The sequence below is a fragment of the Amphibacillus cookii genome, from assembly GCF_016908375.1.
Classification (GTDB): Bacteria; Bacillota; Bacilli; order Bacillales; family Amphibacillaceae; genus Amphibacillus_C; species Amphibacillus_C cookii.
This window is the reverse complement of record NZ_JAFBDS010000015.1, coordinates 1-21,008: the sequence shown is the minus strand read 5'-3', so window position 1 is coordinate 21,008 and position 21,008 is coordinate 1. Positions and strand designations below refer to the sequence as shown.

The 21,008-nt window shown below is 38.7% G+C and carries 19 protein-coding genes; 4 read left to right on the top strand and 15 right to left on the bottom strand.

The genetic code is table 11. The features are described 5' to 3' along the window. Positions 1-59 precede the first annotated feature (59 nt). On the top strand, positions 60-716 hold the full coding sequence (gene queC, locus JOE23_RS16635; RefSeq protein ID WP_204440355.1) for a 7-cyano-7-deazaguanine synthase QueC: 657 nt from the start codon (positions 60-62) through the stop codon (positions 714-716). Between the two features lie 101 nt (positions 717-817). On the opposite strand, the gene JOE23_RS16630 is transcribed toward queC, so the two are convergent. Beyond that, positions 818-1,705: an ROK family protein gene (locus JOE23_RS16630; protein WP_204440345.1), complete on the bottom strand. Its 888-nt coding sequence runs from the start codon at positions 1,703-1,705 to the stop codon at positions 818-820. 332 nt (positions 1,706-2,037) lie between these two features. Here JOE23_RS16630 and JOE23_RS16625 point away from each other — a divergent pair, with 332 nt between their 5' ends. Then, positions 2,038-2,673 (top strand): FMN-dependent NADH-azoreductase, encoded by a 636-nt coding sequence (locus JOE23_RS16625; protein ID WP_204440343.1) that lies wholly within the window; start codon positions 2,038-2,040, stop codon positions 2,671-2,673. 399 nt (positions 2,674-3,072) lie between these two features. Here JOE23_RS16625 and JOE23_RS16620 read toward each other — a convergent pair whose 3' ends face one another. The 9 genes from JOE23_RS16620 to JOE23_RS16580 form a co-directional block, all read right to left on the bottom strand. Next, positions 3,073-4,677 (bottom strand): ABC transporter permease, encoded by a 1,605-nt coding sequence (locus JOE23_RS16620; protein WP_204440341.1) that lies wholly within the window; start codon positions 4,675-4,677, stop codon positions 3,073-3,075. Further along, positions 4,677-5,582: an ABC transporter ATP-binding protein gene (locus JOE23_RS16615; protein WP_017473552.1), complete on the bottom strand. Its 906-nt coding sequence runs from the start codon at positions 5,580-5,582 to the stop codon at positions 4,677-4,679. The genes JOE23_RS16620 and JOE23_RS16615 overlap by 1 nt, the downstream gene beginning before the upstream one ends. Before the next feature lie 15 nt (positions 5,583-5,597). After that, positions 5,598-6,221, bottom strand: a complete 624-nt coding sequence (locus tag JOE23_RS16610; protein ID WP_204440339.1) for a TetR/AcrR family transcriptional regulator — start codon at positions 6,219-6,221, stop codon at positions 5,598-5,600. Positions 6,222-6,306: 85 nt separating this feature from the next. Beyond that, entirely contained in the window at positions 6,307-7,383 is a 1,077-nt protein-coding gene (locus tag JOE23_RS16605) for an ABC transporter permease (RefSeq protein WP_204440337.1), read from the bottom strand. Continuing rightward, positions 7,383-8,657 carry an ABC transporter permease gene (locus tag JOE23_RS16600; RefSeq protein WP_204440335.1) on the bottom strand — a complete coding sequence of 425 codons (1,275 nt, stop codon included), beginning with the start codon at positions 8,655-8,657 and terminating at the stop codon, positions 7,383-7,385. Before JOE23_RS16600 ends, JOE23_RS16605 begins: the two co-directional genes overlap by 1 nt. A gap of 13 nt (positions 8,658-8,670) precedes the next feature. Further along, on the bottom strand, positions 8,671-9,603 hold the full coding sequence (locus JOE23_RS16595; protein ID WP_204440332.1) for an ABC transporter ATP-binding protein: 933 nt from the start codon (positions 9,601-9,603) through the stop codon (positions 8,671-8,673). 136 nt (positions 9,604-9,739) lie between these two features. Further along, positions 9,740-10,372, bottom strand: a complete 633-nt coding sequence (locus JOE23_RS16590; protein ID WP_204440330.1) for a response regulator — start codon at positions 10,370-10,372, stop codon at positions 9,740-9,742. A 14-nt stretch (positions 10,373-10,386) separates the two neighbouring features. Continuing rightward, positions 10,387-11,484, bottom strand: coding sequence for a sensor histidine kinase (locus JOE23_RS16585; protein WP_204440328.1), 1,098 nt, complete (start codon positions 11,482-11,484; stop codon positions 10,387-10,389). 179 nt (positions 11,485-11,663) lie between these two features. Beyond that, positions 11,664-12,644, bottom strand: coding sequence for a ring-cleaving dioxygenase (locus JOE23_RS16580; RefSeq protein WP_204440325.1), 981 nt, complete (start codon positions 12,642-12,644; stop codon positions 11,664-11,666). A 541-nt stretch (positions 12,645-13,185) separates the two neighbouring features. Between JOE23_RS16580 and JOE23_RS16575 the strand changes: the two genes are divergently transcribed. Together JOE23_RS16575 and JOE23_RS16570 are read left to right on the top strand one after the other, a co-directional pair. After that, on the top strand, positions 13,186-13,584 hold the full coding sequence (locus JOE23_RS16575; protein ID WP_204440323.1) for a potassium channel family protein: 399 nt from the start codon (positions 13,186-13,188) through the stop codon (positions 13,582-13,584). Positions 13,585-13,716: 132 nt separating this feature from the next. Further along, complete coding sequence (locus JOE23_RS16570; protein ID WP_204440321.1) at positions 13,717-15,663, top strand: S9 family peptidase; 1,947 nt, start codon at positions 13,717-13,719, stop codon at positions 15,661-15,663. A gap of 162 nt (positions 15,664-15,825) precedes the next feature. On the opposite strand, the gene JOE23_RS16565 is transcribed toward JOE23_RS16570, so the two are convergent. The 5 genes from JOE23_RS16565 to JOE23_RS16545 form a co-directional block, all read right to left on the bottom strand. Beyond that, complete coding sequence (locus JOE23_RS16565; RefSeq protein WP_204440319.1) at positions 15,826-16,908, bottom strand: phosphomevalonate kinase; 1,083 nt, start codon at positions 16,906-16,908, stop codon at positions 15,826-15,828. A 17-nt stretch (positions 16,909-16,925) separates the two neighbouring features. Beyond that, positions 16,926-17,906 (bottom strand): diphosphomevalonate decarboxylase, encoded by a 981-nt coding sequence (gene mvaD / locus JOE23_RS16560; RefSeq protein WP_204440317.1) that lies wholly within the window; start codon positions 17,904-17,906, stop codon positions 16,926-16,928. Then, positions 17,878-18,861, bottom strand: coding sequence for a mevalonate kinase (gene mvk / locus JOE23_RS16555; RefSeq protein ID WP_204440314.1), 984 nt, complete (start codon positions 18,859-18,861; stop codon positions 17,878-17,880). Before mvk ends, mvaD begins: the two co-directional genes overlap by 29 nt. An 89-nt stretch (positions 18,862-18,950) precedes the next feature. Further along, positions 18,951-20,306, bottom strand: a complete 1,356-nt coding sequence (locus tag JOE23_RS16550; RefSeq protein WP_204440305.1) for a tripartite tricarboxylate transporter permease — start codon at positions 20,304-20,306, stop codon at positions 18,951-18,953. Then, complete coding sequence (locus tag JOE23_RS16545; RefSeq protein ID WP_204440303.1) at positions 20,306-20,572, bottom strand: hypothetical protein; 267 nt, start codon at positions 20,570-20,572, stop codon at positions 20,306-20,308. The genes JOE23_RS16550 and JOE23_RS16545 overlap by 1 nt, the downstream gene beginning before the upstream one ends. Positions 20,573-21,008 lie beyond the last annotated feature (436 nt).

Genomic DNA, 21,008 nt, shown 5'->3' with positions numbered 1-21,008 from the left:
AAACAAAGACTATATTTGTGTTAAAATATGGGTGAATAATCAAAAGAAGGATGATAGCGATGAAAAATGATAAAGCAATAGTTGTATTTAGTGGTGGACAAGATAGTACCACGTGTTTATTTTGGGCACGCGATAAATTTAAGGAGGTTGAAGTCGTTACCTTTGATTATAACCAAAGGCATCAAGAGGAATTAAAAGTAGCAAAAGAGATTGCTCAGGAATTAGGCGTAGAACACCGTATATTAGATATGTCACTACTTAATCAACTTGCACCTAACGCCCTTACACGAGATGATATCGAGATCACAGAGGGAAGTGATGGTGAACTTCCTTCAACATTTGTTCCGGGAAGAAATTTGTTATTTATTACTTTTGCAACCATCTATGCCAGCCAAATAGGAGCTAAACATATTGTTACCGGCGTGTGTGAAACTGATTTTAGTGGTTATCCTGACTGCCGAGATGTGTTTATAAAGTCATTAAATGTAACTTTAAACTTATCTATGGATCAACAATTTGTCATCCATACGCCGCTTATGTGGTTGAATAAAGCTGAAACATGGGAATTAGCAGATCGTCTTGATGCCTTTACCTTTGTTCGTGACAAAACACTAACCTGCTATCAAGGTATTCGTGGTTCGGGTTGTGGCGAATGTCCAGCTTGCAAGCTCCGACAACGTGGATTAGATAAATTCTTACAAAAAAATAATAGATAGCTTAAGTAACTGGGACAAAAGAACTTTGGCTTTGACCTAATCGTTTTGTCCCAGACTATTCATGCAATAATAGCCAACTTTTATTCAACTATTGAAACTTGTTATTTTGCGTGTTGTAACAGGTGGTGATAAAGGGCACCATATAAATTGGCAGCACTTCTAAAATGGCAAGTTACCACATGTGGTGATGCCATATGTAAAGGATTGTCCGCTTTAATTACCTCAATTGCCTCTTTTATTCCCGCTAATAAAGCAGGTTGAACACTTATCCCTCCTCCAATTGCCACGATCTCTGGATCAATAATGTATTGTAAATTTAAAATTTGAACGGCAACATTTTTACAGAAACGTTTAAAGATAGTGACCGCTTCTGGATCTTGATTATTAATATACTGAAAGACACCTTCACCATCATTTTTCTCAAGTCCTTTATGCTTAGCAATCTCATTTACCATCCTTGAAGCCGAGCAAGTTTTACCAACAAATGTTGCTTTACCTGTCTCATGATCATAATGTTCCATTACATAACTTTGCTCACCTGCTTCTAAATGTATGCCACGGTGCAGTTTGCCATCAATAATGATACCACCGCCAACACCGGTACCTAAAACAAGGACAACACTTTGTTGATAATCTTTCACACTACCTTGCCACTTCTCAGCTAACGCTGCACATTTCCCATCATTTTCTATTGAAACAGGGACGTTGCATCGTTGTTGAAGCTTGTTAGCAAGAGGTTGCTCATCTAGATAGGTTAATGCTCCCCCATGATAGACAATTCCTTGATTAACATCGACCGTTCCCGGGCAACTTATCGCAATGCCTTTAATTTGATTAGGAAAACCTTGATATAGTGCTACCATTTTTTCAATTAAAGCCTCAACATCTTGATACGGCGTTGAAAACTTTCCTTCATCAATTGGTTCACCAGATCGTTTCATTGTTGTGTATTTAATAAATGTGCCACCAATATCAAAAACAAGATACATCTAAACAACTCCATTCTTCTTATCTATTAACACCTATTATACAAGCGCTTTCATAATTTGCACAATAATATCCTATGTTTTTTCATAAAACGAACTTTCAAACTACGGGTGGTTTCGTTCTTATCCACGGATTGCAGGTTCGTTGAGTAAATCCGAACATTAGCGTCCGTTATCGCCCACCTAATGGATTTGCTCTACTCTCTATTTTGAGGTGGGGGTTTTACGGACGATTATCTGTGATAAAATTTGCAATCTTTTTTAATGAATAAACAGACAAAAGTAACTCATTAGTGTTAAAATTCACTAAGACTATTAATTAAGGAGGTCATAACATGACAACAGTATTATATATTACAGCGAACCCTAATGATGCCTCAATGTCATACAGTAAAGCCGTTGGCGATACGTTTATTAAGGCATATCAACAAAGTAACCCTGAGCATGAAGTGATTACCGTCGATCTTTATGCCTCTTACATTCCGTATATTGATTCGGAAGTATTTGCAGGCTGGGGTAAATTACAAAGTGGCTCAGATTTTACTGCATTAACGGCGTCCGAGCAGAAGAAAGTACAACGATTAGATGCTTTATGTTCTCAATTCATTGAAGCAGATAAGTACGTGATTGCCTCACCTTTATGGAATTTATCGATTCCACCTATTTTAAAAGCTTACTTCGATGCCGTAGCGGTAGCAGGTAAAACGTTTAAACACACAGAGCAAGGCGCTGTTGGGTTATTAGCAGGAAAAAAAGCGCTACATATTCAAGCTAGTGGTGGTGTTTACTCGCATGGTCCTGGTGCTGATAAAGAAATGGGACACCGTTACGTCAAGACCATCCTTACTTTCTTTGGTGTTGAAGACTTACGAGGACTATTTGTTGAAGGCCACGACCAAATGCCAGATCGAAAAGAAGACATTAAAACCGAAGCTGAGCAACAGGCTCAAGATTTAGCCAAAACTTTTTAAGAATGATTAGGGGCCGAGATACAACAAAAATATATTCTGTAAATACAAATGATGTTAGAATGTGTGGGTTTAATGCATACCCGCAGAGGAAATATACGTCCTTTCTGCGGGCACGGCTTCGGGCCTACAGGATGTAGGTCAATTAGACGTTGTCACACGAGGTGACGGGTTTAGTCTAATCTTCCACGGTGTGATCACACAATGGATCTTCAGCTCGGGCTGGGGCTGCGATTACTCGCCCCAACGAAATGATTTGTTCCCGCTAGAGTGTCGCATATTTCATCTACTGGTTAGCATCATTAGTATACAGCATAGTAAATGCGAATGATCTATTTACTAAATAAACGAATCATTCGCATTTGATCTTATTTTTTTATTTTTGTCCTCAAACTCTCTCCATTAAGTCTCGATATCTCTCCTTTGGAAACCTAGAAAACCTAGAAGTGAAAGGAGCAGTGCCATTCCGGTTGCCACAACCATTACCACCCAACTTAACTGATCGGTAGGTAACTCAGGTATATGATAATACGGAGAAAGCCCCAAAATAAATGACGGCAAATCAAGTAAATCCCCTAAATACACCGTTAAAAATGAAAAAAGTAGATACAACCAAATAAACCCTGACCATTTATAGCACCAACCGTATAACGCAGTCGCGAATCCGATTAATATCCATACCGCTGGTAAATAAACAAGTTGCGCTTCAACTAATGTGTTAAATGAGATATCAACGTCCATTACCGTTACACCAATACCAGCTAAAGCAATAATACCAGCTAACATCATGACAATGCTTGTTAAAAAGCTTAAACCAAGATACGTACCGAGCATTTTTTTTCTTGAAACTGGTTTTGCGAGTAGATGCTCAAGCCGTCCCTTCTTTTCTTCACCTTTTAAACGGACAAAAACGACTAAAGCTGGTATGGTTGAGAATATAGCCATAATTTTCAATAGAACTGAAATAAATTGCTCAGTTATCGACATATCACCGCTCGCACCAATTATTTCCATTAACGCCTCACTCTCACCAAGAAATGCTTCTAAGTCACCTAATACTGAACCATAACTTATACCAATTAGCATCATCCCAATAATCCAAGCAATCAATGATGTGCGTAATAGACGTAACGCCAAGCCGATTTGAGATTGGAGCATTGGTGAAGCCGCTTTTCTCCCTGATCGTTGTGGAAGCAAACCAGCACCAACATCACGGATCTGTTGCAAATAAAGAGCCAGTGCGATAATGATGATAGCTAATAGAACAATAACAAGTATCGGCCACCAATAATTGTTCACATAAACTTCAGAACCTAACAAAATACCTAATGGCGAGAACCATGATAACAGCTCATTCCCTGAATCTCCAATCGATCGTATCATATAAGAGAGACCTAATACCAAATAACCAAGCATCATCGTTCCCCTCGTATTATCTGAAAGCTGTGCAGCTAGTAATGTAATCGCTCCAAAGAATAAGCCAGTTGTCCCTAGTACTGATCCATATAGCAATGAACCTGCCCAGTCAATTGAATCCAAACCTAACGCAGTAAGTGAGACAGCTGTTATTAGCATTAATACAATATTAGTAATCACGAGAACGAACAGTGCCGCATTCGTTTGAGCGAGACGCCCCATCGGTAAAGCTCTAAGCATTTCGAGTTGCCCATCTTCTTCATCAGCACGTGTTAGTCTTACAATTAGTAACATACTCATAATCGCTACGACTACTGCCGTCATCAGTAACATTTGATGCGCTAACATTGCGCCATCTGTATAATTATCCAAGCCATATCCCTGTCCTACTAAGGCTTTCATCGCTGGGTTTTCCATCGTTTCAGCCAAAGCTTGACGCTCTTCTTGTGTCTCATATAAACCATTAAATGCCAATGCAATGGTAACGGTCATCGCTACAATTGGCACAATCCAAACGAGCAGCTTTACCACTTCACGTTTAAACAGAAAACGGAAAATAAGACCCGTTTGATAATTAGGTTGGTTAGCCATTATTGACCCCCTCCTCCGCTTGTACTCCCTTGATAATGACGCATAAATAAATCTTCTAATGTCGGTGGAGCACTTTCTAAGTTAACAACACCATACTGACTAACATAACGAACCATCTCGTCAAGCTGATCAGCGTCCACTTGGAACACGTAATGTTGGTTTTCTATTTTAAAATCATGAACACCTGGTTGACTATCTAAATCAGGTACTACCTCTTTCGTTGCAATTGTTAATTGAATCCGTGTTAAATGGCGTAAAGATGCTAGTGAACCCGATTCGATAATTTCCCCTTGCCGTATAATAGCCACACGATCACACAAACGCTCAACTTCTGATAATATATGACTGGAAAGTAGCACACTGCTGCCCTTTTTCTTTGCTTCATATACGCATTGTTGAAAAACACGTTCCATTAGTGGATCAAGGCCTGACGTGGGCTCATCAAGAATATATAAATCTGCATCAGCTGCAAAAGCTGCAATCAAGGCGACTTTTTGCCGATTCCCTTTTGAATACGTGCGGCATTTTTTTGTTGGATCAAAATCAAACTGCTCCATTAAACGTGCTTTTCTTGACTGATCTACGCGTACGCCACGCATTTTTAAAAACAGATCAATTACTTCTCCCCCTGTTAAATTCGGCCAAAGATTAACATCTCCTGGTACATAGGCAATACGTTTATGAATAGCGACTGCATCCTCCCAAGCATCTTTACCGAAAAGACGTGCAAAACCTGATGTTGGCTTCAACAACCCTAATAAAATCCGTATCGTTGTCGATTTACCAGCACCATTTGGACCAATAAATCCATAAACTTCTCCCTTATTCACAGCTAAATCGACACCATCAAGTGCTTGCACCTTACCAAAGGTTTTCGTCAATTGTTTCACTTCTAAGACTTTCATTCTAATCCCTCCAAATCATTGATAATAAACACGCTTTAAAATAGCTAAATAATCATAAAATTCCTGCCTGTAAGGGTCTAAGTCAATCTCACTAAATTTTTGGTTGTGAAATCGTGCTTTTATTTCATTTTGATAACCATCAATGGTCCATTCAATCAATTTAAAAACTTTTTCAACATCGAGATCTTCCCTAAAAAGTGAATAATCAATATTTTTATAAGCTTTTTCTAATCCCTTTTTTTGTAATTCCTCATACTTATTAACGATCCTGTCTGGTATATTACTCTGATCAGACAACATAAATGTACCAATAAAGACAATCATATCAGGATATTTTTTGAAGATCTCCAGCTTTTGTTCAACAATTTTATACATCCGTTCAATAAAGTCACGATCACTCGTATCAATTTCATTAAGTATTTTATCTAGTGCCATATCCAAGCCATAATCTAATAAATAATGATATAGCGTTTGTTTATTCTCGAAATAGTAAAAAAGCATCCCCTTACCAATTCCTGCCTGTTTTACGATTTTATTCGTTGAAGCTTTATCGTAGCCTTGTTCTGCAAACTCCTGCATGGCAGCATTAATAATACGGTCACGTTTTTCTTGATCCAATTTTAAAAATTTATCATTCAAGTAGAACCCTCCTCCCAAATTAATAGACCACATCGGTCGACTTTAATATAACACAGTCGACCAATGTGGTCAATACTATTATTTATTATTTTGTTCGCTCGATCAAATTCACGCCTATTCCCATAAATAAAACACCCATTAGCAATAAAATCGAGATTGGCTGAAGCAATTCTACTACATTTTGTTCATATAATATCGCACCTTTTAAAGCTTCTATACCATATTGAATCGGTACTAATCTTGCCAAAAAGAGCAAAATATCATTGCTAACAATTTCTAACGGCCAAAATGCACCGCCTATCATCGCCATCCCCGTTGTCACAATCGGAATGACTGCTTGTAGTTGCTGTGGTGATTGAACAAGCCCCATCACTAACATACCTAGTGCGACAACAGCAAACACAAATGCCATTAACACCATCGCAATCGTAAAATATTGCGAACCAAAATTATAATCCAGTATATGATAAAACAGGTAAAAGCTTAGTCCAATTTGAATCATCCCTAAACAAAAATAATGAGTTAATTGCCCTAAGTAAATACTTGTTTTCTTTAATGGGGAGAATACAAGTCGATTCCAAGTACCCGAACGCTTTTCGGTTACGAGATTAATCATACTAAGCAAAATGGTATACATAGCGAAATATAACGTCATTCCGGTAATAACATGGGTAACTATATCATTATTATCGGAACTATTCGTTGTTAAAGCTTGGATATCCATTTTTAAGAAATCTCGTTCTTCAATCACCAAGTCTGGAAATCGCTGTTTGACTTCTTCTTTTCTTAATTGCGATCGATAGACTTGCTCAATATGTTGATTGGCCGTACCGAGAAAATGTGATTCTTGGCCGACTAAATACTGATAATGATCTTCACCTAACTCAAGCGCAAAACTTATTTCACTCATTCGAATCAAATCTTCCACTTCTGAACGGTCATTATGTTCAAATTCAAACGTCTCACTTTGATTCAAGCGCTCAAGCCATTGATCGATTTCTGCTTCCGATAACTCATCACTATAGGTTTGAATCGTGATCGTCTGAACGCCTTGTGATCCAGCTAGAAAAAAAACAAATACAACTGTTAGCACCAAAAAGGTTAGTGCAAGTAGCGGCTCACGCTTTAACCGTAACCATTGCAAATGAAATACTGTCCACACTATGCTAACCTCCTTTTTGGAAAGATAAATACCGCTACACTAATAAGCACAATTGACATGACTAATACACGGTAAATCATTGGCATTACAGCCCCAAACGATAAACCTTGAATCGTTTGCAAGTAAGCAGTCATCACTGCACCATTTGGCGTCCAATTGCCTAACATACGAATCACTGGAGAGATTTGTTCAACAGGTGTAAAACTTCCACCTAAAAAAGCAAATATCGTTACAATTCCTCCTGAGAATGCAGCTGAAATCGCATCATTATTAAACTGTAGCGCAATCGCAGTTAACAGTGTTGCAACACTTCCAACCGTTACAGCAAAACTAAGTGTAATAACAGAAACTCCTAGCCAAAACGAAAGGTCTTGATTAGCAAATGTTTGAAATAATAATCCTGACAAAATAAATAAAATAGCAAGCTGTAAAGCAGTGAGCACAGTAGCAGCCACAGCTTTGCTTATTAAATAGCGGATCGGCTTTTCTCCTGTGACCATTAATCTTGCAAATACATGTGTTTCTTTCTCCTTAAAAGCGTTACTTGAAACCGTTGCGGCCACATATAAAGCAAACATGACAGCCATACCAATTGTATAGTATTGAAAAGCAGAAACTGGGTCTCGGGTAGATAAATATGTTGTCTCACCAAACGCTTCATTATTTAAAGCTGTCTCAACCGCTTCTCCCTCTGTTGCTAGGGCAATCGACGTTTCAAAATTATATTGATCAACAAAATTGGTGACCACACTTTCAATCACATCAGAACGAATTTGCTCATAATCTTGAACCTTCACTTCTATTGACGCATTTGGCTCTTCGTCTAGGTAAATCGCTATTAACGTTTGATAAGAAAACTGTTCTGGAATCGTGATAATGGCAGCAATTTGATCATCCTCTAACGCCTGTTGAGCTTCCGTTGACTGATATCCTGTCTCAGTAGCGATCGCCCCTTCTAATTCCGGTGCCAATAATAGATTTTTGAGCATTATAGCCGGATCTATCGCTTCAGCACTTTCAATGACTTGATTAATCATCTCTCGCGGGAAACCTTCATCTTCAAGCCTCTGTTCAAAATCTTGCAATTCCTGATCAAAATCTTGACTCATTACTAGTGCAATCGGTATCTCTGCAATCCCTTGATTTTCTTGGTTAATACCACCCAAGGCAAAACCTAAAATTGCGATTAATACAAATGGCATAACCAGTAATACGAGTACTTCTGAACGGTCACGCGAGATCGTTAAGAAATCTTTTTTCAGCATATTCCACATCGCTTGCCCACTCCTAATCTCTTAATTTCCGTCCGGTTAGATGCAAGAAGACATCTTCTAATGTCGGTGTTTGCACATGAATACCAGTAATTTTTACATCAATAGTGCTTGCCAGCTTAAAAATATCTGCTAACAAATCTTCACCCTTTGTCGCAATAACTTTATAACCTTTTTCAACCTCTGTTACCTTTTGTATCGCCTCGTGTGCAACCAGCTGTTCGACTAACTTGAGTGACATTTGTTGAACTTCAACAAATACCGTTTCTTCACCTGATAAAATACTTTTCAACTCGTCTTTCGTACCCGAAGCAATAATATGACCATGATCCATAATATAAACACGGTCACAAAGACGCTCAACTTCTTCCATATAATGGCTCGTGTAGAGAACGGTCATTCCTTTTTCACGGTTAAGTTTGCGAACCATATCGAGGATATAGCTCCGTGATTGAGGATCAATTCCAACGGTAGGCTCATCCATGATCAACACTTCTGGCTCATGCATAAGTGCCACCGCAATATTGATTCGACGTTTCATACCACCTGAATAACGTTTAATCCGCTCTTTTTTACGATCACTAAGACCGACCAATTCTAAAACTTCGTCAACTTTGTTTTCTAATTTTCTCCCTGATAAACCGTAGATTTTCCCAAAAAATCTCATGTTCTCATAGGCAGTTAATTCTTCATATAATGCGATTTCTTGTGGTACCACACCTAAAACTGGGCGAATGATGTCAGGATGCTTTAAAACACTTTTCTTGTTGTAGCGAACATCACCCGATGTCGGTGTGATCAACGTTGACATCATTGAAATCGTCGTTGACTTACCTGCTCCATTGGGACCTAACAACCCGACAGATTCACCCTTATTCAAATATAACTGAACCCCATCAACAGCTTTCGTTGTTTTGTACGTTTTCTTCAACCCTTCTACTTCTAACATAAAGTCACCCTCTTATTTGTAATCATAATCTAAATATATAAAAAAAAAGACAGCATCGAAACTGTCTTCAGTCATTTTATTAATTAAAAACCATGACCTCCGTCATATTTAGCTTTCCCAAATGATTGTGATTCTACTAAACAATATGATGACGAATCGCATAAATCGCGATTTGTGTTCGATCTCGCAAATCTAATTTATCTAAAATCACAGAGATATGATTCTTAATGGTCCCGACAGAAAGGAAAAGGTGTTCAGCTATTTCACGGTTACTTAAGCCCTGACCAATCCCTGTAATAATATCTAATTCTCGTTTAGTCAATTGGGGGTCAATATCGGTTTGCTGGTTTTCTTGGATAAGCGCAGGCATTACTTTTGCGGCGACTTGATCTTCGATAGATAGTCCACCTTGTAAACAACTACGAATCGAACGAATTAATTGATCAGCATCCGCATTCTTCAACATATAGCCATTAGCACCATTCTTCAAAGCTTCCAGTGCATAGTCTTCATCATTAAAAGTCGTCAAGATTAATATTTTTAGGTTTGGCCAGCGCTTCCGAATGATCCGCGTTGCTTCAAGTCCATTCATTATTGGCATCCGAATATCAAGCATCACCAAGTCATAACGATGCTTCTCACAAAGAGTAATCGCCTCCTTGCCATTATCAGCCTCTCCAGTTACTTTTAGTTCTTTATCTGTTTCAATCATCATTTTTAACCCTTGCCGAACTAGCACTTGATCTTCTACGATTAAAATCGATAGCATCAATGGCTCCCCCCTTATTCTAATGGAAATAAACCAGTTAGACGAAATGTATTATCTGCCTGAGCTATCGTTAACGAACCTTGAAGTTGTTCTAACCTTTCCCTCATCGCATGCAGACCAAATCCCTCTTTTATTTCCATTTTCTTTTGGTGTTGATGACTAATTTGAAAGCGAAAGTAGCGTTCAGCAACAATGCTAAATTCAACGAAAGCCTCTCTTGCTCCACTATGGCGCATCATATTGGTTAACGCTTCTTGCACTGCCCGGTAAACAACAACCGATTGTTTGTTAGATAAAACGAGCGACAGCACCCCTGGCTGTAAAGTAAAAGATACGCGAATATGACTTTCCGATTCTAATTGTCGAATCAATTGGATAATAGCTGATAAACCAACAATATCTTCACTCTTTAAAGCTTTAACCGCTTCTCTTGTTTCATCTAAACTTGCTTGAGCTAATCCTTTTAGTTGGACCATTTTCTGTTTTTCTTTATTTTCATTAGCATGTAACCTTGCTACTTCCAATTGCATAAGCAAAGCGGTTAGACGATGACCGACTGAGTCATGGATCTCTCTAGCTATTTGATTACGCTCCTCTTGTCTGGCTACCTTTGCATTGTTAAAAACTTGGCGCTTGAGTTGACGATATTCATTATAGATTTGATCATAGTCATATTGTATTGACCGATGGCTATGTTTCGTCGTATACCAACTATAAAGAAGAAAACCAATAAAGATACTTAACAAGCTAAAATACATGGCGCTTTGTCCATCATTTGTGAAAAGATAAGACAACATAACAGATAGGTATTGCACACTTAGTAATAAATAAAGCTTTCGTCCCGCTAGCGTGTCAATCGCCTGTTTAGCAATAATAAATAGAGTAAGGACCACAAAACCATTAAAATTAGCTGACCAAAATATGATGATAATTAACCCGGTCAGCACATACAAACTAAACAAATAGACCTTTGCGTTTAATAAAGGTAACAGGAAATATAAAGTAAAAAAAACGCCACTTAATAAGATAATGAAAGGATTAGAGCCTTGGTGATAAATCGCTAAGAAGTAAACCGTAAATAAATAAAGCAGACTAAACCAAAATGCATGCATTTTTTTCATCCTTTTTTCTATTCTGTTTTAAGCATAGCAAACTCAATAAGAATCGCAAGACCGTTTTTTGTTTTTCCACGATTTATCGCTCCGTGCTGGTTCGAGCTTTTCAAAATTGATTTGTTGTGTAATAAAAACCTGCTAGCATTGAATAGCTAGCAGGTTTCCCTTTTTATCCATTATTCTCTTTTAAAATCAATCGTGCTTCTTACCGTATCAATCGGTCGGACAACAGATTCGATTTGTTCACGTTTCGGCTCCAAGAAAGGGGGCAGTGACAACTTTTCACCTAACGTTTCATAAGGCTCGTCACCCATAAAACCTGGTCCATCAGTCGCCCATTCAAATAAAATCTGTGGCGCCACACGCGCATATAAGGATTCAAAGAAATGACGGTTAACATAGCCTGAAGTTTGGAACCCAAATTCAGGAAGGTAATCAATCCATTCTTGCAATGCCTCGCGATCCGCCACACGAAATGCGACATGATGAACCGTACCATACCCTTGTACGCCATCTGGTAATACCTTATTATGTTCAACAATGATCTGAGCCCCGTTGCCACCTTCACCCACTTCAAATAAATAATGATCGCCTTGCTGATCAATCATCTTGAATTGCAACACTTGCTCTAATACCTTTTTAAAGAAATCGATATTATTTATACGAATATGAATCGGCCCTAAGCCGGTGATGGCATACGCTAACGGAACTGGCCCATTTTGCCAAGGTATTCCTGCTTTCACACCTTGGTTGTCTTGATCCGAGATAAGTTGATATTTTTGATCATCAAAGTCGACAAAATTAATCACTTTTTTGCCAAATTGCTCTGATATCCCTTCATGATTTACTTCCATTCGATCCAATCGCTTTACCCAATAATCAATCGCAGCATCATCAGGCACACGAAATGCTGTTCGATAAATTTCATTTGTACCATGCGTTCCTTTCGGAATACCTGGAAAATCGAAAAAAGTCATATCTGTTCCTGGATTGCCTTGATCATCTGCAAAAAAGAGATGATACGTTTGAATATCATCTTGATTAACTGTTTTCTTAACAAGACGCATCCCTAGCACATAGGTGAAGAATTGATAATTTTTCTCAGCACTACTCGTAATTGCAGTCACATGATGGATTCCTTTTAATTCACTTACCATTTTTATCCTCCTTCGTAAACATAACAGATTCACTCTACTTTATCAGAAGATAAGATTTACTTATCTCCTCAATGACCATATGCATTGTATCTTAGAGCAAAACCATATTAAATTGAGCATTTTTGTTTATTATCTTTAATTCAAGATAAATGTATCATTATTTCTCCCCATACGTCAACTTTACTGTTTGTTGCTCCTCTTCATTTCAATCATATTCTCACTTTTTATCACAGATAACCGTCCGTAAAACACTCACTTCAAAATAGAGAACAGCGGTCAATCTATTCAGGTGGGTGATAACGGCCGCTAATGTTCGGATTCACTCAATTAACAATCAGTAAGCAGGTAAGTTCGTAGGCTAAAACCGCCACATCTTTAAGAAGGATTACAGACTAAGACCGCCACGTCCTGTGGCAAGTCTGCATAACCTACATCCTGTAGCCCTCCGCTCACTAATTGAAGGTTCGCTTTATGAAAAAAACTTTAAATTCTTGTTTATCCACTTAAAAATTAGGTGATATACAAATTAGAGGTGATCAAAATGACGCAATCTTTAGTAATAATCGCCATTATTATTATTCTCACAAACTTATATTATTTCTTTTCTAACAAATACTATCGACAAAGCTATTTCAGTACGGCGTTATTTTTCAAATTATTCTTTGTATTAATTGGCGTAACACTTGGCTTTACCATCCTGTACTACGCTTTATCTATTCAAAATACCATCTTAGTTTATGAAGGACATAATGGAGAAAAAGCAGACCAATCATTTTTTGAATTATTATACTTCAGCGGCACCACCTTATTATCTGTTGGTTACGGTGATATTGTTCCAGTTGGCGCCGCACGTTTCTTTGCCTTGATCCAAGCAGCCATTGGCATTTTACTCCCCACTGCTTATTTTCTAAAAGCCTTTGACCATAACAATAATCATTAGTCCACATCATATTATTCAGAATATAATTCATTTTCAAATATTTTTTATTTCGATTCTCGAATAAAGTGTGCTAAAATAAAAGGAAAAGTTTAGGGGAGTGATCTTATTAACGGATTAACAGCGGAAGATTTGTTGAAATTCTCGTTTATTCAAGAACCACAAATAGCACCTAATGGGGAGAGGGCTGTTTATGTAAAGCGAATGATTGATGAGCATAAGAAATACCAATCGCATTTATTTATGATCGATCTTAATACCCAAGAAGAGCGATCATTCACGCAAGGAGAAGCAACGTTACAAACCCCGCGTTTCTCTCCTGATGGAAAACAGATTGCTTTTGTGAGCAAGCGCTCCGGTAAAAATCAAGTCTGGTTAATCCCTGTCGATGGAGGAGAAGCTAGACAACTAACGGATTTCCCCAATGGAGCCAATGATCCGATTTGGGCACCTGACAGTAACAGCTTGATTGTAACAGCTCCACTGCGAGCGAATCAAACAGTTGACAGCGAAAAGGACGAAAAGGACGATGAAACACTGACAGCTTATACGACGGAGCACATCAAATATAAAGCTGATGGAATCGGATTACTCGATGAAACATTTAAACAACTGATCCACATTCAGTTATCAGATCAATCGACAACACAGTTAACTGATGGAGACTTCAATCATGCTGACCCTGCTTTCTCTCCTGATGGAAAGCAACTTGCCTTCGTGGCAAACCGGGAAGATGATGCACATTATTTACTATCCAACGATCTTTATTTACTTCACTTGAATTCTAAACAATTAACAAAACATACAAACAATGACTTTCGATTAGAAAAACCGATTTTTTCACCAAATGGCGAGAAAATTTCAATGATCGGCAACAATATGGAGTATACTGGTGCTACATTGGCACGTGTACTGATATATGACTTAACCAAGCAGACAATGACCGCTTTAACGAGCGAATTTGATGCCATGTGTCAAGATGTTTCCAGTAATGATATGGGAACAGGAGGCCCAAGTGCTGGTGCAGTTTGGTCAAAAAATGGAGAGCACCTTTATTTTCTAGCAAGTGACCATGGCGCAACCTCCCTTTACCAAGTCGATTTTAAGAAACAGGTTAAAAAAATATTTGGTGAGAAAGAGCAAGTGTACCAGTTTTCTTTTAACGAAAGACAAGATCAATGTCTTTTATCGGTCAGTGATCCTAAAACGCCGGGTGATCTGCATGTCTATGATCTTCACGAAAATAGGGCAACTCGATTAACCCATGCGAATCAGTCTTGGCTTGATCAACACACTTTAGCAAAGCCAGAAACCTTTCATTGCACGAGTAAAGATGGGACGCCTTTACACGGTTGGATTCAAAAGCCACTTCAATTTCAAAAAGATAAACAATATCCTTTAATCGTTGAAATACACGGCGGTCCCCATATGATGTATAGCTTTGGCTTTATGCATGAATTTCAGGTCTTAGCTGAGAAAGGTTATGGTGTTCTCTATATTAATCCACGTGGGAGTCATGGTTATGGCCAACATTTCGCTAATGCTAACCGTGGAGATTATGGAGGTGGGGATTACCAAGACATTATGGCAGCGGTCGATTATGCGCTTGAACATTTCGACTGGATTGATTCAGAGCGACTAGGCGTAACGGGTGGTAGTTATGGTGGTTTTATGACGAACTGGATTGTCAGTCATAGTCAGCGCTTTAAAGCGGCGGTTACCCAACGTTCAATATCAAATTGGCACAGTTTCTTTGGTGTAAGCGACATCGGTTATTTTTTTACAGATTGGGAATTGCAAGCTAGTATATTAACTGATCCTGATAAATTATGGTTTCACTCACCTATTCGTTACGTCAATCAAATCGAGACCCCATTATTGATATTGCATAGCGAAGAGGATCATCGATGTCCAATCGAACAAGCGGAACAACTTTATGTCGCTCTAAAAATGCGTAAAAAAACAACACGATTAGTGCGCTTTCCCAAGTCAAATCATGGGCTATCACGTAACGGGGAGCCAAGTTTAAGAATTGAGCGGCTCAATGAAATGACCAATTGGTTTGACCGTTATTTACTTTAATCCTTAATGTTTTACCCCCACCTCAACGCCTAGCTTAGCTAAGCGCTTTTAATCAGGTGGAGTGGATTTCACAATGTTTCAGCTTGCTAAAACGCGTTCGCCCTCTATTTGGATTCGTGTTCATTTCGTTAACTAGGCTTGGCTTACTTTGACCGAGCCTAGTTAATCCACTGTAACACCTTGACGGCTAACACTTAGATTAAGTGGTTCAATTCCGTTTTCTCTCCATTTATTACAAACGAATTCAACATCCGATAACTGATTAATAAAGGCAATGCCACAGTCACCGCCACCTGCGCCAGATGTTTTGGCCGCTCCATAAGGAGATGCAATTTCAATTAACTTTTCCAAGGTTGGAGATTCTATCGGAACGTCTGCATCAATCCCAATTCCCTTCAACGCTTGACGGTTTGCTTTTATACCAGCTAGTAAAGGTTTGACATCGTCTGTCTGAAACCCTTGCAAAATACGAGCAACCGCGGCTTGAGTTTGATTCAAGAAAACGTGATAGCGCTCAGTATCACTCTCTTTTAGCTTGCTAATCTTTGTTACCATTGGTGCAGTAGCTGCTGCTTCGCCAGTCCAACCCATTAAAAAATGCAGTCCGTTTGGTAAAGTTAGTGGTTTCATTTGTAAATATGGCCATTTCTTTTGGACAATATCGATTGTTGATGGATTATGTTCAAGCTGATTGGTTAACCAATCACTGTCAAAAGTCCGGTAGTTTAGCCATCCACCATATGTTGACGCGGCTATATCAGCACAGGAACCATTTCCTTGTGTTTTAAAATGAGCAATACTAGCTAACTTGAAAATCGTTAATCGATCGGAATGTTTTTCGTCTGTATAAAGTAACAAGGCAGCAACAAGTGCAACAGATAAGGCAGCACTTGAACCGAGACCGTACTTTTCCCCTGAACGTTTATCTAACTCACTCGTAATAAAAACATGAACGGTGGGAAGCTCCCCAACATAATCATTGATCGTCTCGATCACTTGCTTAATAAAAGCGAGCCGTTTATCTTTCTTCGAAAATTTAACTTCTCCATCTTCAACTTTCCAAGTTAAGTCTGTTAATCCAAGCTGTGGCAAATCAAGTCGATTATTACGATGTGATTGAATATCAACAGTTAAATAACGATCAACTGCAACCACAATACCTTCACTTTGATGTTCAGTAATCGCATATTCACCTGCTATAAATAATTTTCCTGGCGCGCGTACCGTATAGCGTTGAGCATTCATGCTGTTCTCTCCTATCATTATCCTTCTAAATAACAAAGCCCAGGGCCGATTTGACACGGATAAATATGCTTCACAACATCAAGCCGTGAAAGCTCATTAATCAGTTTTTGCTCGACTTCCGGCTTACAAATAACCTTCACATTTGGCCCTGCATCAATGGTAAAATAAGCTTCTAACCCTTTATCTCTCAAGGCTTGGACCGTTTCCATCACGATTAATGTTGAACTTTGCCAATACATAAAAGGAGGATCAGCGCCAAGTGTTGTCGCATGCATTTTTAAGGCATTGGATTCAAGCGTTTCCCCTAATAGCGTAAAGGATCGCTGAGCAATCGCCTTTTTAGCAGTAACTAAGTCTACCTCAGTAGCTTTTAGCCAGCCTTGATAGAAAGGGGACGTGGCAACGGTACGTTTCATCCCTTCTCTGCTTAATACTTTCTTTGCTTCTGTTGATACTTCAATAGCAAGGATACGAAGATCCCACGCCTTTTGATCAAGAAGTTGAACCGCATAGCTATCACTGCCATCCGTTGCGATTCCTTTTTGCCATTCAACAAATCCGCCAAAAATTGACCGACATGCAGATCCGGAGCCTTGTCGAGCGATTTGTGAAAGTTCGCGTTCCGACAAGGTAACCCCTGATGCTTTTACAGTAGCACCAGCCAAAGCAGCAAAACCCGAAGCGGACGAAGCAAAACCCGAAGCGGTTGGCACATGATTTACAGACTCAACACGAGCGGATCGGACTTCACCTGTTAAGTCACGAACCTTATTAAGGAATGCACGTATTTTTTTTGTTTCTTTTTGATCAGCTTGAACATGATTTAACCAGAAAACATCCTCACTTAGACAGTGATCAAAATGAACGGTCGTTTCTGTATAAAAACGATCGAGAGTGATCGACAAACTACTGTTCGTTGGCAAAAACAGATTCTCATCACGTTTACCCCAGTATTTAATTAAGGCGATATTAGTATGTGCGCGTACTGTTGCTTTCATAATCGATCACCTCATTTGAAATTTGACAATACCATGTGTGTGCTGCGCCAGCATTTTTTAACACACGTTCAATATAGAAAGCTGTCTCAATTGACTCTGCCAACGCTAATATACAACCCCCACGGCCACCACCAGTCAATTTAGCTCCCAGTGCGCCTGCATGCTTGCTGACTTCAACATAGTAATTTAAACCTGGATCACTGACACCTAATGCATTCAATTCAACTTGAGCTAGATCAAGTTGCTTACCTAATTTTTTAAGATCACCATTTTGTATGGCTTGACGCGCATACGCTGTTAGTGTGCCTAGCTTTTCAATACGGGTCCTCGTCTGTAAATAATCTTTTTTATATAAATCTTTAACATGGGTGACTGCCGTATGCGTATCACCAATACGTCCCGTATCAGCAACAACCAAATGAAGCGGTCGTGAAATCGACACCAACTCAACCTGTTGATGCTTTTTAAACCAAATTGGGTGCTGACGGCTCGTTGCTTCACGATCAATACCGCTTGGTGTTCCATGTGCATAAGTCTCAGCTAAATCAACAAAACGCATTAACGTTTCTCGGCTAAGCTTTTGATTAAAAAAGGCATATAGACTTCTTACAAGAGCAACAGCTATCGCAGCACTTGAACCTAATCCTCTTCCAATTGGTATCGTCGATTTAAGTTCAATTTTAAAATGTGCAACAGGCTGCATCATTGCGTGACAAACTGCCTTAACGCAATTAGCTAATCCTTGCATTTTTTCTGGAATATGCTCAATATCCCCTTGATAAAAAGTGCTGATAAACTGTACACGCCCAACAGATCGGGTGATCTCCGCTTTCACATTTGCAGCATCAAATGGAATAGCGATAGCTGGTTCGCCATAGACGACAGCGTGCTCACCAATCAATATTAATTTGCTATGCGCTTGTCCGATCGCGTGACGCTCTGAGTGTTCCCCCATAAAAGCTGACTCCTTTTTATATAGTAACCCATTTTACAATGACCCATTTAGGAATTTTTAAAAAAGCCCGTTATATAATGTAGCATATGTTATAAAGCAACGACTTGGACAATCCACGGAGCGGCATATAAGATCATAAACTGCACACCATAATTAATGCCTAACCGGTGCATAAATCCAGCAACTAAACCTATTAGAATCACACCACCAATATTAATCCACCCTGCATCAATGTATGCTAATAAAATAACAAGGCCGAAAAACAAACCAATCATGGCTTCATGTGGTATTTTTTTAAATACAAATAAACAAATCCGCTCAGCATATTTTACAATGAAAAAGTAAGTAATCATGATGGCTACAAGCGCCCCAATAAGTGTAGCCCAAGCAAAATCACTCATTGATAGTATATGGTGCATATTATTGTCCTCAGTAAAAACAGGTGGTGCATTAAAAAGAGCATGTGCCGGTCCAAGTGCAACTGGTGACAATGGTCGACCCAGAGCAATAAGCGGAATTAAAGTCCCTGATAAATAAGCTGCATTCGTTAATGCATCCATACTTGAAATCGCAAGTGCACTTTTCTTAATTGGATCCTTAACACGTGCGGCTACCAGTTCACCTAAAAGAATTGTAATGCCTACTGGGCTCATTACAAATACAAGGCAGCCCAAAAATGAAGCAATTGTACTTAGACTTAGTTCTTGTGTCGTTAATATTTTAAAAGGGTTAGGTAATCCTTTATATTTACGTTCAGTTGTAGACTCTACTAATTTTTTATCGAAGCGATCCATAGATTGTCGTAAGTTCTTATTTAAGAGTTCAAATAACGTTAATATAATCGGTCCAATAGTAATGCCTAGAAAGAATGAAACAAATACATTCGTTCCTTCAGGGATAACATCTAACCCCCAATATAAATGTCGCATTCCTTGAATAAGTATAGCAAATGGTAGAATCGATGCAAGTGCTATCCAACGTTGTTTTGACATTAATGCTAAGATAATTGCCCCTACAAAAAAGATTTGGCTAGAATATGCACCTATGATTTCAGATAAAGGCTCCAACAAATGAGCTAGCAGGAAGCTTACTGGGATAGCGACTAGTGTACCAATTACAGAACCGGATACCATTTTCCGAATCGCTAATTCTGGTTTCCCATACTCTTTTAGAACGATCGCATGCTCAACCATTGGTGCAGCCATGACACCCCCCGGGATTCCAGCCACTGCTACAGGTATAGAATCAGTTAACTTCTTAGCGACAATTGATGCAATAAAAAAACTAAGCACGACAATCGGTTCAAGGCCGGTTAAAATCAACACAAGTGTAACCGGCGCTAACACTGCCGTTTCATCTGTACCTGGTGCTATGCCAATCAATGTATAAAGAATTGTACCAGCTGCTGCCGCTAAAAGCATTTGGATAATCAAATTGACATCCATTATTGATCGCCTCCTTGCCTTGACGGTTTAAATTGGCGTTTTGGCTTTATCATTATACTTGAAATGATAAAACCAATTACCGCACCCACTAATCCAAAAATCAGGGGCATCGGCTCATCGGCTGGTGCGACAAAATATCCTACCAGCGTGGTTATAACTGTTATGGAAATAGCAATGGTTAGATCTCTAATGCTAACGAGATCAGCCCAAATCTCTATATTTTCACCAGTCTCTTCTTGAGAGTGGGTCAGTTCATCTTTATTCATTAATTACCCTCCATTCAAATTAAGTCCTTTAGTAATAAAGACGCATTTTATTATAATCTAACTGAAAATCATTATCAATAAATTTCATGCAAATAGAGTGACGTCCGTCACAATGTTAGCATGAATTTTTTTTATACTAAACCATCTTGCCTTTATTATCTAATTATGAAAGGAAACATTATTTAATGGAGATCTACCTGTTTCAAATTTAGATTGTTTTTCTTTTTCATGCGAACGCATACTACTTTCGTGCGAAGTTTACTTTTTTCGTGCGAACGCATGATAATATGTGCGTTCGCACGAAAAGACTTCCCTCACCTCAAAAAAAAGCAGGGGATAAATAATCTGTACCCTTTGTAAAGGACTTTTTAAAAAAAGACTATGCTACACTGGAAAGGTGATTCCTGTATTGTACAGGGGTCATCTTTTTTAAATT